The 16,697-nt window shown below is 44.8% G+C and carries 8 protein-coding genes; 3 read left to right on the top strand and 5 right to left on the bottom strand.

Annotated features, from left to right (window positions below; translation table 11 throughout):
- Positions 1-7: 7 nt before the first annotated feature.
- The 3 genes from DJ568_RS04735 (at position 8) to DJ568_RS04725 (ending at position 8,606) form a co-directional block, all read left to right on the top strand.
- The gene (locus tag DJ568_RS04735) at positions 8-3,466 is read left to right on the top strand and encodes a ThuA domain-containing protein (protein WP_114004094.1); all 3,459 of its coding nucleotides are present in this window, start codon (positions 8-10) and stop codon (positions 3,464-3,466) included.
- 167 nt (positions 3,467-3,633) lie between these two features.
- On the top strand, positions 3,634-7,062 hold the full coding sequence (locus tag DJ568_RS04730; protein WP_114004093.1) for a ThuA domain-containing protein: 3,429 nt from the start codon (positions 3,634-3,636) through the stop codon (positions 7,060-7,062).
- A 74-nt stretch (positions 7,063-7,136) separates the two neighbouring features.
- Positions 7,137-8,606 carry a GH39 family glycosyl hydrolase gene (locus DJ568_RS04725; RefSeq protein WP_199560866.1) on the top strand — a complete coding sequence of 490 codons (1,470 nt, stop codon included), beginning with the start codon at positions 7,137-7,139 and terminating at the stop codon, positions 8,604-8,606.
- A 66-nt stretch (positions 8,607-8,672) separates the two neighbouring features.
- On the opposite strand, the gene DJ568_RS04720 is transcribed toward DJ568_RS04725, so the two are convergent.
- The 5 genes from DJ568_RS04720 to DJ568_RS04700 are packed head-to-tail and all read right to left on the bottom strand — an operon-like array spanning position 8,673 to position 16,489.
- On the bottom strand, positions 8,673-9,491 hold the full coding sequence (locus tag DJ568_RS04720) for an alpha/beta hydrolase (protein ID WP_114004092.1): 819 nt from the start codon (positions 9,489-9,491) through the stop codon (positions 8,673-8,675).
- Between the two features lies 1 nt (position 9,492).
- Complete coding sequence (locus DJ568_RS04715; RefSeq protein ID WP_114004091.1) at positions 9,493-11,607, bottom strand: FN3 associated domain-containing protein; 2,115 nt, start codon at positions 11,605-11,607, stop codon at positions 9,493-9,495.
- 36 nt (positions 11,608-11,643) lie between these two features.
- Positions 11,644-12,672, bottom strand: a complete 1,029-nt coding sequence (locus DJ568_RS04710) for an NHL repeat-containing protein (RefSeq protein WP_114004090.1) — start codon at positions 12,670-12,672, stop codon at positions 11,644-11,646.
- Positions 12,673-12,699: 27 nt separating this feature from the next.
- The gene (locus DJ568_RS04705; protein ID WP_114004089.1) at positions 12,700-14,157 is read right to left on the bottom strand and encodes a DUF1501 domain-containing protein; all 1,458 of its coding nucleotides are present in this window, start codon (positions 14,155-14,157) and stop codon (positions 12,700-12,702) included.
- Between the two features lies 1 nt (position 14,158).
- Positions 14,159-16,489 carry a PSD1 and planctomycete cytochrome C domain-containing protein gene (locus DJ568_RS04700; protein WP_114004088.1) on the bottom strand — a complete coding sequence of 777 codons (2,331 nt, stop codon included), beginning with the start codon at positions 16,487-16,489 and terminating at the stop codon, positions 14,159-14,161.
- Between the last annotated feature and the right edge of the window lie 208 nt (positions 16,490-16,697).

Raw genomic sequence — 16,697 nt, 5'->3', positions numbered from 1 at the left:
GTAACTAATGAGAAATTTACTACTGGATTTACAAAGTTCTAAAACGCTGGAACATAACAAGAAGACACTTACGTTGTTGTTTTTAGCTGTAGGTCTGTTATCCGTTTTCACGCTCGGTTCTGGTCATTTTTCGCCCGGCGGCAACAATGCTGCCTCGTTTACACCCGCCGCAGCAGTTGATGGTACGGCAGACGAAATACCCGATATACAGGTTTTTATTCCGGGTTATTCGGTGAGGGAGTTACCGCTGTCATTAAATCAGATAAATGTTTTAAAATATGGTGACGATGGAAGATTGTATGGGTTGGGTTATAACGGGCATGTCTATGCACTTACTGATACTGATGGCGACGGTTTGGAAGACAAGGCCGTAGAATGGTGGAACGGCGAAAAGGGTACCCTGGCCGCGCCGGTAGGGATGGCTGTAACACCGGCGGGTATTTACGTTACCGCAAAAAATAAAGTATCATTACTAAAAGATACTGACAAAGACGGCATTGGAGATACCGAAGAAATTGTAACAAAGGATTGGGTACGCGCGAAGGTGTATACCGGAACAACCGAAGGCGGTGTTGATGCTTTTGGCATAGCCAAAGACAAGGATGGTAATATCTTTTTTGCCTTAGGAACAGCCGATTTTACCAGGCCATATGCAGTTGACTCGTTAGGCATATCGCGCTACGACATTAAAAGCCAGCGCGGCACTATACTAAAAGTTAAACCCGGAAGCAATGAGCGCGAAATATACTGTACTGGCACCCGTTTCCCGGTAGCTATGGATTTTAATGAGCAGGGCGACCTGTTTTGCACCGACCAGGAGGGCGCTACCTGGCCGCCGGCTAATGGCAACCCTTTTGATGAGTTGTTGCACATACAACCCGACCGGCACTATGGGTACCCGCCGCGTCATCCAAAATATTTACCCAATGTAATTGATGAGCCAAGTGTGTTTGATTACAAGCCCCAACATGTGTCAACCACGGGTATCCACTTTAACTTACCTGTAAATGGCGGTCCGGTTTTTCAGGCAGACTGGGCGCGTAATGATGCGATTGTATGCGGCTTTTCGCGCGGTAAAATATACCGTACCAAATTACACAAAACCCCCTCCGGCTATGTGGCTGTCAATAGTCTTATCGCTTCATGTAAGTATTTAACTGTTGACGCGGCTATTACGCCTACCGGTGACCTGGTGGTATCCACACATTCGGGCCCGCCCGATTGGGGTTGGGGAGCGGCTGCCAAAGGTAAGTTGTACAAAATTATGCGTACAAACAAGGAGGTACCTAATCCGGTTATGGCCTATGTAGCAAAACAAGACCAGGTTAAGGTGGCTTTTGATAAGCCCCTGCCAGCTGCATACCTTGCCGGACTTGCCGATAAAATTAAAATTGAATTTGGAGAGCCTGTAGCTGCGGGTGATAGGTTTGAGTTTACCCGCCCCGGTTACAAGGAAGTTTTCAGGCAGCGTTTAGTACCTGTTGAAAAAATGGGTGTAAAAAACGTTAGTCTTTCAGATGATAGAAAAACCTTATTGGTTAACACCTTCAGGCACTTATCACCGGTTGGTTATGGTATTACGCTGCCTGCTTTTACCAATGACGTTAAATCGGCCAACAGCATTAAACAAAGCCCTGATATTGACATGGCATACAACCTTAACGGTATTGATGTAAAATGGGAAGCTGGCGGAAAAAAATGGGAGGGCAACATACCGCATCTTGACCTTAATGTAAGTAAAGAATTTTTAAAACCCACAAGTGAATATACCGGGCTTGAGCAGGCTTTAAACACCCCCGGTAAACTTGTATTTAAAACCAGGCTTAATCTTAATAATATGTTAAGGCCTGAAATACAGCCCGAATCAACTATTGATTATAAACTGCCGCCTGAAGATGTTACCCTGGTGTTTAAGTCATCAGAACCCGTTACATTAACTGCCGCCGGCGGAACTGTATCGTCTCCGGTAAAACAGGGTGACGGTTATGAAACAAGGGTTACATTTAAAGCGGTTGAGAAAAAAGGGTATGACCTTGAAGTCGCTGCCAATACCACCAGGAAATTCACAATGGAAGTGCACTACTTCACAAACGAAGACTCCCGCCCGCGTGCGTTGCAAATATTCAGGTTTTTTGCGCCCTGGGCAAAGGATATATTTCCGAAAGAGCCTTCAGGTGAACGGGAGATACCCGAACTTGCTGGCGGAAACTGGGAAAGAGGGAAAAAGCTATTCTTCGGACAGGCTTTATGTTCCAACTGCCACACTTATAACGGCAAAGGCCAAACAATTGGGCCCGACCTTTCAAACTCAAAACACCGTGACTACGCATCGGTACTGCGTGACATTCACGAGCCAAACGCGTCAATCAATCCTGATTATGTAGCGCATACGGTTACCTTAAAAAATAAGAAAACCTACCTGGGTGTACTTTCATATACTAAAGATTCGCTAAGCATACGTGACGCTGCAGGTGTACGAACAACTGTTGCGCTGAAAAGCGTAGCAGAAACTAAGCCTTACAATGGTTCAATTATGCCTACTGGTTTAGACGCGATGCTTGGGCCGCAAAAAATGAAGGATCTGATGACCTTTTTATTAACGAACATAGGTCCGGCAAAGATTGAACATGTATTTGTTCCGCAAATTCGCTCGCCGTCTGAGGTGCAGGACGTATTACGGAATTTTTCCCAGGCGGACAACTTGAGTGCTAAGCCAAAGGTTGCGCCTAAAAAATCTCCTGCAAAAAGGTTAGGCGTTCAACCTAAGCCATTTAGGATACTTTGGGTATCAGGTCCAAAAGACCATGGTCCGGATGAGCATGATTACCCGCTGCAACAGCAACGCATGGCCAAAATACTTATGCTGATGGATAATGTTGTTGTAACTAAGGTAAGCAAATGGCCTACCCAGGAGCAGTTAAACAATGCGGACGTTGCCGTATTTTACTGGAACTATCAGCAGTTTAATGAAGACAACAGCAAACAACTTGAAGCGTTTCAGCAACGCGGGGGCGGCCTTGTTTACCTGCATTACGGTGTAGATGCAACGCAAAATCCGGTTGCATTGGCAAACCGAATTGGCTTAGCCTGGAAAGGTGGCCAGTCTAAATTCAGACACGGACGTTTGGATTTGCAATTTACGCCGGCGGCAGCAGCGCATCCCGTTACTAGGGGATTCAAAAAGCCGTTGGTACTGGAAGATGAAAGCTACTGGGTGCTTACCCCGGGTTCGCGCAAAATTGATATCCTGGCAACCAGTATGGAAGACAAAGAACCACAGCCGATGGTTTGGACATCAACGGAGGGTAACGGAAGAGTGTTTGTTTCTATCATGGGACACTATAACTGGACTTTTGACGATCCGCTATTCAGGGTATTGCTGTTCAGGGGTTTATTGTGGGCCGGCCACCAACCACTCGACAGGTTTAACGATGTTGTTACAATAGGTACACGAATGACCAATTAAACTAAATTGTGTTTAAATAAAGCGGATCGATTTTACCGGCATTCCGGTTAATTGATCCCTTTATTGATAGCCCATAAAACTTAAATACATTCAAATTAATGTCAATGTGCTCGTAACACATAATGATGTTATTATGCATAATCATTTAACTTGTTAGATAACTATTGATGAAAAACTTACAAATATCCGTGCAGAGCATTACCGGGCCGGTACCCGGAAAAAGACAGTTAACAATTCTATTTATACTATCGGCAATTTCGCTCATTGGCTTCTTTGCTGTAAAAAGCGCTGATACAGGGGGTAACTATAACTATGGTTTTTCGTCGTCCTCAGCCCTTACACCTGTCGACACAACGGGTATACCGCCGGTTCAAATGTTCGTTCCCGGATTTTCTGTCAAAGAACTGCCAGTATCAGTAACCAATGTAAACGTGGTACGCTACGGCCCTGACGGTAAGTTGTATGCTTTGGCTTATGACGGACATATTTACGTGCTGACCGATACCAATGGCGACGGACTGGAAGATAAAGTGGAAACATGGTGGGATAAAGATCTTTTCAGAATGCCTGTAGGCATGGTAGTAGACAAGGAAGGCATTTATGTAACCTCAAACAATAAGGTGTCATTGTTAAAGGATACCAATAAGGATGGTAAAGCAGATACAGAGGAAGTGCTGACCAAGGATTGGGTTAGGCCCTTTGTATACACCGGCACCACTGAAACGGGGGTAGACGCTTTTGGTATCGCAAAAGCCAGTGACGGGTCGATATATTTCTCTTTAGGCGCGGCTGATTTTACCAATGCTTATGTGGTTGATACCGCCGGCAAATCAAAGTATGACATAAACAGCGAGCGGGGTACGGTATTGCGCCTTGCCCCAGGCAGCAGCAAGCGCGAAATCGTTTGCACAGGTATTCGTTTTCCTGTAGCTATGGCCTTTAATGAACACGGCGACCTTTTTGCTTCTGAGCAGGAGGGAGCTACCTGGCTGGCTAACGGTAACCCGCTTGATGAATTATTATATATTGAAAAAGGTAAACATTACGGTTTCCCTCCGCGTCATCCAAAATATCTGCCAAATGTAATTGATGAGCCAAGCGTTTATGATTATACCCCTCAACACCAATCAACCTGCGGACTAAACTTCAATGTATCCATAAACGGCGGGCCGCTGTTCGGTCCGCAGTGGTGGGTTAATAACGCCATTGTGAGCGGTTATTCGCGGGGCAAATTATACCGCACCGAACTGATAAAAACCGCTTCGGGTTATGTTGCGCAAAATGCTATTATTGGCTCGGTTAGCTCTTTGCTGGTTGACGCCGCGCCTACGCCGCAGGGCGACCTCATTATAGCCACACACTCAGGCGCGCCCGATTGGGGAAATGGCCCGAATGCTAAGGGTAAATTGTTCAAAATTATCCGTACAAATAAAGTATTACCGCAGCCGGTATCGGTATTTGCGGCAAAAGCCGACCAGGTAAAAATTGCCTTTGATAACCCTGTACCCAAAGAATATCTTGCAGGATTGGCGGATAAAATAAAAATTGAGTACGGCGAGTTCGTTAATTCGGGCGACAGGTTTGAGGTATGGCGTCCGGGCTACCAAGCGGTTGACAGGCAAATGCGCAGCCTGAGGCAGGAGATAGGCGTTAAAAGCGTTGAGCTTTCTGTGGATGGGCGTACCCTTATTGTTAACACCTACACGCATGTTGAGCCGGTAGCTTACGCTATAAAGTTGCCGGCCTTTGCAGCCGATAATAAAGCTCCCGGAAGCATACCGCAGGTGCCTAACATTGATTTGGCGTACAATTTAAATGCTGTTGATGTAAGTTGGGTATCAGGTAACCAAAAATGGAATGGCACCGTACCTCACCTTGATTTAATGGTTGTTAAAGCATTTACAAAACCATACGGCGCATCTGAAAACATAAATACAATACTGCAAAAACCCGGTACTATTACCTGGAAAACCAAGCTAAACTTATGGTACATGCTGCGCCCCATACAGCAGCCTGAGGGTAGTGTTGATTATAAGTGGCCTGACGAAAATGTAACCCTGGTTTTAAAATCATCAGCCCCGGTTGATGTAAAGGCAGGCAAGGCTAAAATCACCCCCTCATCTAAACAAGGTGATGCCTACATAACCAAGCTAACTTTTGACAAGGTTGAGCGCGTTCCGTACGATCTGGAAATTGCTATGAACAGCGATGGTAAAAACGCTGGCATGGAGGTGCATTATTACACCAATGAAGACTCGCGGCCACGTGCGTTGCAGGTTAGCCGTTTCTTTGCGCCCTGGTTAAAAGAGATATATCCTCCTCAGGTTAATACTACTGATGAAAAACCTGAGTTGGCTGGGGGTAACTGGTCTCGTGGTAAAAAGCTATTTTTTGGTGAAGCGATATGTTCAACGTGCCATATGGTAAACGGTAAAGGTAAAGCTATCGGCCCTGATCTTTCAAACCTGATATTCAGGGATTACAAATCAGTGATGCGAGATATTCATTCGCCAAGCGCCGCTATCAATCCCGACTATATTGCATACACCGTTACGCTTAAGGATAAGCGTAAGCTGGTAGGTTGGGTATCTCAAACTACAGATTCGTTAACGGTGCGTGATTTGGGCGGTAATAACACTACCGTACCGCTTAGCCAGGTTGAAAGCAGCAAAACCATGTCGACATCCTTGATGCCTGAAGGCCTGGACAAGATGCTAGGGCCACAGAAAATGAAGGACCTGCTTACATACCTGTTAACTGCCCGTAAACCATTGCAACTGGATTTTCCATTCATCCCGGCAATACGCACAGGGGTAGAAGCAAGGCAGGTGATGCAGGAGTATACTCCTCCGGCACCAAAGGCTAAAACGCCGGCTAAACCGTTAAGGGTGCTTTGGCTGGCAAGTGAGCGCGAATCGCAGTTTGCTACTAAAAATATATGGCAGCAAAACAAGCGCGATTATTTACTTGAGCAAAAGAGAATGACTGAATTGTTGGGACTGGCTTACAATGTTAAGGTAACCAACGCGGCTAAATGGCCAACAGCTGAGCAGTTTGTTAATGCCGATGTGATCGTTTTCTTTTGGAATTACCCGGGTTTTACTGAAGCTAACGGCAAGCAGTTGGATGCATTTTTGCAGCGTGGTGGTGGTTTGGTTTACATTAACCAGGCTATTAAAGCAGATAATGCACAAGCTCTGGCTAACCGCATTGGCATGGCCTTTCAAACCGGAAAATCTAAGTTCAGGGAAGGGCCTATCGACTATACTTTTACTCAAGGCAATCCTTTAACTAAGGGCTTCACTAAAACACGTTTCCAGGAGGAATCGCAATGGCAACTGGTACAGGGAATGAACAAACAAGTAACCGTACTGGCAACTGCCAACGAAGATGGCAAACCGCAGCCCCAGTTATGGACTACAACAGGCCCGGCCGGTAAAGGTAAAGTGTTTGTTGCTGTTCCCGGTTTTTGGGATTGGACCTATGACGATCCGCTGTACCGTATGTTGCTATTGAGAGGTATTGCGTGGGCAGGTGGTAAGCCCCCTTACAGCTACGAGGAAGTTGTAAATATGGGCGCCAGGGTAACGCGTTAGATATGATAACATATAAAGGACCTGTGCGGTTAATTCTTCGCGGGTCCTTTTAGTATGTTCAAATCAACTTAAATATGAAGAAACTATTTGTTATTACCGCCATTACGTTAGCTAATATTGCCGGCTTTGCACAGGTACCATTGAATATTGTTTGGGGCAAAACCATTTCAGTCTCTAAATCAACGCCAAGCATGCAGGTTGTGGTAAATGCAAAACTGCGCCGAGGTTCAAACATGCACGCCAGCATATTTAAATCCATAAAAGATCTTGGCGCCGAGTATGTACGTTTTGCGCCGTGGTACCCTTATCCTAAGTTAGCAGTAGCCGAACTTGAGCCGCCTGATGGCAATAAAACCTCCTGGGATTTCAGCCTGATAGACCCGATAGTATTAGATTACATGGAGGCGTCAAAAGGCCACAAGTCGATATTGAATTTCCCAACTATCCCGCAATGGATGTTTATAACACCAAAGCGCGTTCCATACCCGGCAGATCCGAACACAGTTGATTTTAGTTATGGTGGTGGTAATCTATTGCGCGACACTACGTTGAAGGAAGTGAGTGATTACTTTGCAAGGATAGTAAGCTGGTATTCAAAAGGTGGCTTTACCGACGAGGCAGGTAAATATCACAAATCTGGCCATTACTTTAAAATACCTTATTGGGAAGTGCTGAATGAGCCGGAACTAGAGCATAATCTTACCCCGGAGCAGTACACAAAGATTTATGACGCAGTAGTACTTGCCATCCGGAAAGTCTCGCCCGAAACAAAATTTATCGGTATGGCATCATGCGTATATGGCGACCCTAAGTTTTATGAGTACTTCCTTAATCCTAAAAACCATAAGCCGGGCGTACCAATTGATATGATATCGTACCACTTTTATGCTGGTGGAAATGCTATCCAAACTTTAACCGACTATCAAAGTACTTATTATGATAAGAGCGAACACTTTGTAACCAGTGTGAAATTTATCGAAAATATCCGTAAGCGACTTAATCCTAACGTTGGAGTGGCTACCAATGAGTTAGGCACGTTTCTTACAGACGAAATGCGTACCAAGCCGATTCCTGATCATTACTGGAACTTGTCATCAGCCGTATTCGCATATTTATTTATCCAGTTAAACAAGATAGGCATTGATATTATTAATGAATCGCAATTAGTTGGCTATCCTACGCAATTCCCTGATGTAAGCATGATGAATTGGGAAAATGCCAAGCCCAATGCCCGTTACTGGACCTTAAAATTACTGGTTGATAATTTTGGTCCGGGCGATAAGCTGGTTGAAGTGAACCCATTTATTATGGCTGAAACTGATTACGCGGCGCAGGGTTTCATTACACCAAAAGGTAAAAAGGTGCTTATTTTAAATAAGCGTGGTAAGCCTATCAGCGTAAAAGTACCTGCAAATTTTAAAGGAGCTGCTATAAGCACAGTGGATGAAGCCTCGGCCGAAGGGCCGGCGTTAACCGGCATAGTAAACGGTGATACACTGGAAATGAAAGCGAACGCCGTTAGTGTAATTACAATCCCTAATTGATAAATAAACCCGTAAAAAGGAACGGCACCCTGTCAATCGGGGTGCTTTTTTTTATGACGATTGTTTTTACCGGTTGCTAAAAAAGTTACTGATAAACAGCATCTGGAAGCCTATCGCTGTCGTCATATACTCAAAAGTATGGCCCCCGGGCCGTGAGATATAATGGTGCGGGATATTCATATTAAGCATTTTTTGATGCAGCGCTTTATTAACGTCAGCAAACATATCTTCCGACCCGCAATCAAATATCAGCGCCAGGGAATATGGCGTGAGCAAATGTGTAAGATTGATGACGGTATTTTCCTCCCATCTTTGCGGATATTCAGCGTAATCGCCTAAAACGTTTTGTATAGCAAACATTTTTGGGTAAGCCCTTATATCAACACATCCGCTTATGCTGCCTGCAGCGCCGAATATATCCTGATGCTTAAAAGCAATATAAAAAGCGCCATGGCCACCCATGCTGCCACCTGCTATTGCACGGCCTTTACGATTTTTAACAGTATTATAATGGCTGTCGACGTAACTTACTATTTCTGAGGATATATGGGTTTCATATCTAGACTGATTATTTACCGGACTGTCAAAATACCATCCGGCTGCGCTTCCGTCGGGACAAACGATAAGGATATTGTACTTATCGGCATAGTCTGCAAATTCCGGTACACTTTGCAAAAACTGTTTATAGCTGCCTAATAAACCGTGTAAAAAATAAACTACAGGTAATGGCCGTGCTGATGAATAATTGCCCGGTTTAATAACCGCTGCCCTAACATTCTTTTTCATTGCATCGCTGTATACCTCAACAGTATCAACTGTTGCCGCGCTGCACGTAAAAGTGCTCGCTAACAGCCACAAGCCGATACCTGGTAGTATACGCCTCATCTTAATTCAGAAAAATCTCGTCGACTAACAGCGAAAATTGCGTTTTTGCCTTGATATGAATATAACTTACCGTTGTTGGTTTTAAATCAACATAATTATCAGTGAACACCGAAACGCCGGCAACCTTAGGTACAACGGGTTTTGATGATCCCAACAACTTAAGGTGATCTTTATCCGGGCCGCCCCAAACCTCTATGTTTCCCGGCGGCAATATCAGGAAGATTGGTAGCGTGACGTTTTGTATCATTACCGACGATAACTTTACAGGTTTGTCAAACCACATCATTACCTCCATGTCCTTTTTATCGAACCCTAACCAGCGGTTGCTCAGGTTAACCAGTTCGGCAAGCTCGTTGTCTACCAGTGTTTTAGCCCCATTAGCCGAAAAACGGTCCACAGCTTGGTGCACCAATGCAATCGAATCAGGGGTATATGTGCTTTTATAAAATTTAAACTCGGCAACATCACTGCTTATCCAGCCCTTTTTAAATGCTTTTACCCGCATAGATGTATGCTCATCTAACAAAATGCCCTTTGTATAAACCGCCGATTTCAAGCTATCCGGGTCGGTGCCATCAGTAGTGTACCTTAATTCAACACCGCGTATCGGGTGGGTTATTTTGGTGATTATGGTTTGCTTAAATACCGGCGTAGCGTTTTTTAACATCGGCAAATTAAGCTTGATAGGTTTCCCATCGTCTTTATAGCCCGATATGATTTGTATAGTATTGTTTGCTTTTTTTAACTGCTGTACCTGGTTATCCGCTATACCTGTATTCCAAACGGTAAGGGTTTTTAAACTTTTAAAGTTTTTAATAAGCTGGAGGTTTTGGTAGGATACCTTTGAACCTGATAGCGAAAGGGTTTTTAAACGCTTCAGATTAACCAGGTGTTTTAGCCCTTCGCCTGTTACATCCGTCGCATTCAGGTTCAATACTTCAACATTTTCAAACTCCGATATGGTTTTTAATTCTTCATCCTTCACGGGCAAATTATCCAGGCTGAGTGAGACGATTTGTTTTTTAACCTCCCTTAATTCATCAAGGATTTTAGGATTGTAGTTTTTACGGTTGTAGATACTAACTGATAGGGCCGGAGATCCGCCCGCCAGTGGCACTACAGTACGATAGTCGTTGTTTAGCTTTTTAACTGTTTTTTCGTCCGCAGCTGTAAATGTGTAGGCTACTTCTGCAACTGGTTTAAGTATCGCGGCGGCCAGTTTTCTTAATGAATCATCAGCCGGTAGGTCAATAACTTTGGCTTTAAAATCGGCACCGCGCTTCACCCATAAATGTAGCAATAAAGCCTCTTCGGTAGTGAGTTGAGGTTTACCGGATGGTGGCATATGCTTTTTATCTTCCAGAGGTAGATGTATACGCTGAAGCAGTAAACTAATTTCGGGCTTGCCTGCTACAAATAATTTACCCGTTTTACCTCCCTTTAATATTGAGGCTTCATCCGTAAGTAATAACTCGCCTTTAATTTTTTCCGGATTGTGGCAGCTATTGCATTTTGCTTTAAACACTGGTTGTATAAGGTCATCATAAACCTTCGCCTGGTCCAACGGAACCTGCGGAATAGCCTCCTGCGGCATGATTGGCCCCAGTACAAAGCTATCGCCGTGAGTAAGTATTGCACCATAGTGGCCGGCAAGTATCAAACACACTATGGTTATTATGGCGCCGCCCTTGGCAACCAGGTGGTTATACCACCGGTAATTACGAAAAAAATAAACCAGCGAAGCGAAGAAGACAATGCTTATCCCTGTCCATTTATGCCACTGCAGCACGCTGCCTGAATACCCTTCTTCCTTAGAGAGGAAAAGCCCCATAACAACAGTAACAGCAGCAGACAGCAACCCGATAAGTAAAAGGTTTGACGTAAATTTTTGATAAAACACCTGCGACTGATACTGGTTTTTAAACCGGAAGAACTCCAGCACCATAGCCAATATTAATATGGCGATGGGGAAGTGGAGTATCATTGGATGCATCCTGCCTACCGGCACCATCCAGTTTGGTATAACCACCCTGCTCTCAAAAAGCAGGAAGAAAACAATCAGTATATTTAGGACAAAAAGTACATTCTCCGCAAAACCTTTCAGGTTGCTCTTCATAATTAGTTAAAGGGAAATTTGATGGATACGGTCTGGTTAAACGCGGTTAAATTTATACGGATAAACCTTGCCTGATGCCCACTGCGTTACATACAGGTTTTCATCATCATCCACGCAAACATCATGCGGGTGCACAAATATCTTTTCCTTTTGACCTATTTCCTGTAACTCGCCGTTTTTGTAAATGGGTTCGGTGCCGCCTATGTTTGATATTACCTTGTTATTTTTATCCAATATAGTTACAAAGCCTGTGCCCATCTGCTTCATATCATGCGACATTAGTACAGCCGCATAAAGGTTTTTGTCTTTTATAACCGGACGGCACACGCAGGCACCGGGTAGTTTTATAACCTCTATTAACTTGCCATCCATGCTAAAGCGTTTAAAGCACTGGCGGGTACGGTCAGTAACCAGCAGGGTAGGTGTGCTGTTACGCCTGTCTATGACAACTCCGTGTGCATTATCTAAATGTTCATCGCCCTCGCCGCGGCCTCCAAAATAACTTTTCAGTTTGCCTTCACTGTCGTAATGTAATACGTACTGGGCGCCGTAACCGTCAGCAACAAAAAAGTCTCCGTTGGTATGGTCAAATGCAACCTCAGTAGGCACAAACTCTTTCGCTTCCTTATAAATGCCGGCTTCAAGGGGGGCATTAATGGTTAACAGGTTTTTGCCGTCTAGCGTGGTACGGTATACTTGGTTTTTGGCATAATCTGTTATAAAAAGGGTTTCCGAACCATTCTCATTGGCTAATGTTAGGCCGTGCGCCCCCGGAAAATCGTGCCCCCATGATTCAATTAGCTTGCCTGACTTATTGTATATCAGTACATTATTCTTGGTTTCGTTGGTTGTCATGATGATGCGCCCCTTTGAATCCTGCACCATTTCATGGCAATCATTTACCGGGGTAACATCACGATTTAAGGTGCCCCAGTTTTTATCCATAGTGTACCGTCTGCCATTGTGGCCGTAAACGGGGCCGCTCGGTTTGGCAAACAGGTCTTTCATAATTAGTAGGCCTACGGTAGCGGCAGATGTGCCTGCTATAAAATGTCTTCTGTTCATTGTGAGATTGTTATATCGGTTGTTTATCTAAGCTAAAATATCTCTTACTACTTTACCTGAAACGTCAGTTAGGCGGTAGCGGCGGCCTAAATGTTTATAAATCAGTTTTTCATGGTCAATGCCCAACTGGTTTAACACCGTGGCCTGAAAATCATGTACGTGTACCGGGTTTTTAACAATATTATAGCCAAAGTCATCAGTATCACCATATACCAACCCCGGTTTTACGCCACCGCCGGCCATCCAGATGCTAAAGCAGCGGGGGTGATGATCGCGACCATAGTTGTCTTTTTCCAGTTTGCCCTGGCTATAATTTGTACGGCCAAACTCGCCGCCCCAAATTACTAATGTTTCATCCAGTAAACCGCGTTGCTTTAAATCGGTAACCAGTGCCGCCGAGGCCTGATCGGTATCTTTTGCCTGCGCCGTCATTTGCGAAGGTAACTGGCCATGCTGATCCCAGCCCTGGTGGTACAACTGAACAAAGCGCACACCGTTTTCAGACAGTTTACGTGCAAGCAGGCAGTTAGCGGCAAACGTTCCGGGTACCAGGCAGTCGGGCCCGTAAAGTTTTATAATGTCATCAGGTTCTTTAGAAAGGTCGGTTACTTCGGGTACGGTGGTTTGCATGCGATAAGCCATCTCATACTGTTGTATTTTGGTGCTAATCTCCGGGTCGCCAAATTCCTCATACGACATATGGTTTAATTCTGAAACCTTGTCCAGCATCTTCCGACGGTCGTCCCTGCTTAAACCAGCTGGATCATTCAGGTATAACACAGGGTCTTCGCCTTTGCTGAACTGAACACCCTGGTGTACCGAGTCAAGGAAACCATTGCTCCACAGCTTTGAATACACGCCCTGCCCGTTACCCGAACCACGTGAAAGTAGTACGGTAAATGCAGGGAGGTTTTTGTTTTCGCTCCCCAGGCCGTAACTAAGCCACGAGCCCATACTAGGGCGGTTGCCTTGCTGCGATCCGGTTTGAAAGAAAGTTAACGCTGGGTCATGATTAATAGCCTCTGTATGCATTGATTTGATGATACAAATATCATCCACAATTTTTGATGTATAGGGGAACAGGCTGCTTACCCAGGCACGCGATTCGCCGTATTGCGCAAAGTCAAAATATGAACCAACCAAAGGGAATGATGCTTGCCCAGAGGTCATGCCCGTTAATTTCTGACCCATGCGTACCGATGCCGGAAGCTCCTGGCCCCACATTTCGCGCAGCTTAGGTTTGTAGTCAAAAGATTCCAGCTGCGAAGGCGCCCCGTTCTGAAACAGGTAAATAACCCGTTTGGCTTTAGGTGCAAACATGGGCAGTCCGGCAATAAAGTCATCACCCGGTTCTGATCTACCTCCCGCAAACAAGTCGGGTATAAGTAACGAGCCCAGAGCCGCGCTGCCCAGGCCAAGGCTTAGTTTTGATAAAAAACGACGCCTGTTATAACCCAGGCCGTGTTCAATGATCTCTTTTTCCATATCACGTCTTCGTTATAGTCTCTTCCAAGTTGTAGATAACATTCACCGTTTGCATCATGGCAGCTACGCTGCCCAGGTCGGCATTTTTGGGCAAGGGGTATTCACCGGCGTTAAGCAGTTGTTTACACTTGTCTTTTTTATTTTTTAGCTCCGACTGCTGATTGATGTGGTAATTTTCCAGCAGGGCGATTTCTTTTTCGTTAGGTGTTCTGCAAACAATCAGCCGGAAAGCTTTGATAAGCTTTTGTTTGGTTGTAGTTTTTTCGTTAAGCAGTTTAACAGCCAGTACCCTTGAAGCTTCAAGTACAGCAGGGTCATTCATCATAATTAAGGCCTGTAGCGGAGTGTTGGTTGTTGATCTTTTAACCTCGCACTGGTCGCGGTTACTGGCGTCAAATATACCCATAGAGGGTGGGGGTACGGTACGCTTAATAAATGTATACATGCCTCGACGGTATAACTTTTCGTCATGATCCTGCACATAATCAGTAAGTAAACCCCGGCCCGAAGTGGCAGCCTCCCACAAACCCGGCGGCTGATATGGTTTTACGCTGGGTCCGCCTATTTTTTTTACCAACAAGCCGCTGCTCTCCAGTACAATGTCGCGCACAAACTCAGCAGGTACTCTAAAACGCGGTGCACGCGCCAGGTAGGTATTATCCGGGTCTTTAGCCAATTTATCTTTAGCAACTATAGCTGATTGACGGTACGTGGCGGAAGTAACTATCTGCTTCACCAGTCTCTTGATGTCCCAGCCATGCTCCATAAAGTCTACGGCCATCCAATCGAGCAGTGCCGGGTGGCTGGGCAACTCGCCCTGCATGCCAAAGTCGCCCGAGGTTTTCACCAAACCTTTGCCAAAAAACTCCTGCCAAACCTGGTTTACAAAAACACGCGAGGTAAGCGGGTTGCGCTTATCAAATAACCACTTACTGAGGCCTAACCTGTTTTTAGGCAGTTTTTTATCAAAAGGAAGTATGGCACTTGGTGTACTATGGCTTACTACCTGGCCATGCTGATCATAAACGCCCCTGTTTAATATATAAGTTTTACGTACGCTGTCTGTGTTATCGCCCATAACTGATACAAACAGCTTGCTAGTGTCAGGCTTATTTATGAAGTTCAATATCTTTTTTGCGTCCTCATCGGTAATTTGCATCTTCGGGTTTTTAGCAAATGTCTCAGGTCCGCCTACTACGGATTCAAGCCCTACCTCTTTAACATTATTAAAAAACGAATAAAGCTCATAATATTCCTTTTGCGAGAACGGGTCATATTTATGATCGTGGCAGTGGGCACATTCAAGCGTTACGCCTAAAAACGCTTTGCCAAAGGTATTTGTGCGGTCACTCACATACTCAACACGGTATTCCTCATCAATTACGCCCCCTTCTTCAGTTATTTTATGATTACGGTTAAACCCGGTAGCCAGCAGTTGTTCTTTGGTAGCGTTGGGCAAAAGATCCCCGGCCAGCTGCCAGGTCACAAACTTATCATAAGGTAAATTTTTGTTAAAGGCATGGATCACCCAGTCGCGCCATGGCCACTGGGTTCTGTAGTTATCATCCTGGTAACCATGCGAGTCGGCATAGCGGGCCACATCCAGCCAGTGGAGGGCCATCTTTTCGCCGTAGGCTTTGCTAGCCAACAGCTTGTCTATCACTATTTCGTAAGCATTGGCGCTATTGTCAGCCAAAAAGCTCGTTTGCAATTCGAGACTAGGTGGCAGGCCGGTCAAATCAAAGCTTAACCTTTTCAGCAACCTCTCTTTATCAGCTTCGGTATTCGGCTCTAAGCCGTTTTGTTCCTGCTTTTGCAAGATAAAATAATCTATATCATTTTTTGGCCATTCGGTGTTGTCTACCCTGGGCAAAGCCGCTTTTTTTGGCGCTGTAAATGCCCAGTGTTTTTCATATTTGGCACCTTGCTTTATCCATTTTTCTACCAGGGCTACCTCGTATTCGGTAAGCCGTTTAAGGTGCGACTCAGGCGGTGGCATCAATGCAGTAGAATCATCGGTAGTAATCCTGCTGAATACTTCTGAAAGTTTAGGATTGCCCGGAACCAGCGCACGCGAGTTGGGATTATCTTTTAATGCCTTATAAGCTTCCTCTGCTACATCCAGCCGCAGGCCTGCTTCGCGCTTATTAGCGTCGGGACCGTGGCAGGCGAAACATTTATCAGATAAAATAGGGCGGATATCAAAGTTATAGCTTATCTCATCAGGCACGTTTTTTTCATCTGCCAGTTTGTTACCAAACGGATTGCACGCGTAAGCAAACAGGCTTACGCCTATGATGATAGATAAAATATAATACAGTTGCCTGTTCATAATCGTATAATGCAAAGCTTACCTCGTTAGGCAGGAATTAACTTAATTGGTATAACAACATCTAAAGATGTTTATATAGCAAATTAACGACTTTAATTACCTTAAAACAAGCATTTGTACAGACAAACGAATGTAAAAATTGTATATACAAGTTACGAAGGACGTTGTCAGGTTAATATTTGCAAATAGCAAAGCTTGTGTAAGCTAA

It is taken from the genome of Mucilaginibacter hurinus (assembly GCF_003324525.1).
Taxonomy (GTDB): Bacteria; Bacteroidota; Bacteroidia; order Sphingobacteriales; family Sphingobacteriaceae; genus Mucilaginibacter; species Mucilaginibacter hurinus.
Note: the sequence above shows the minus strand (reverse complement) of the source record. Positions and strands in the feature narration are given on the sequence as shown.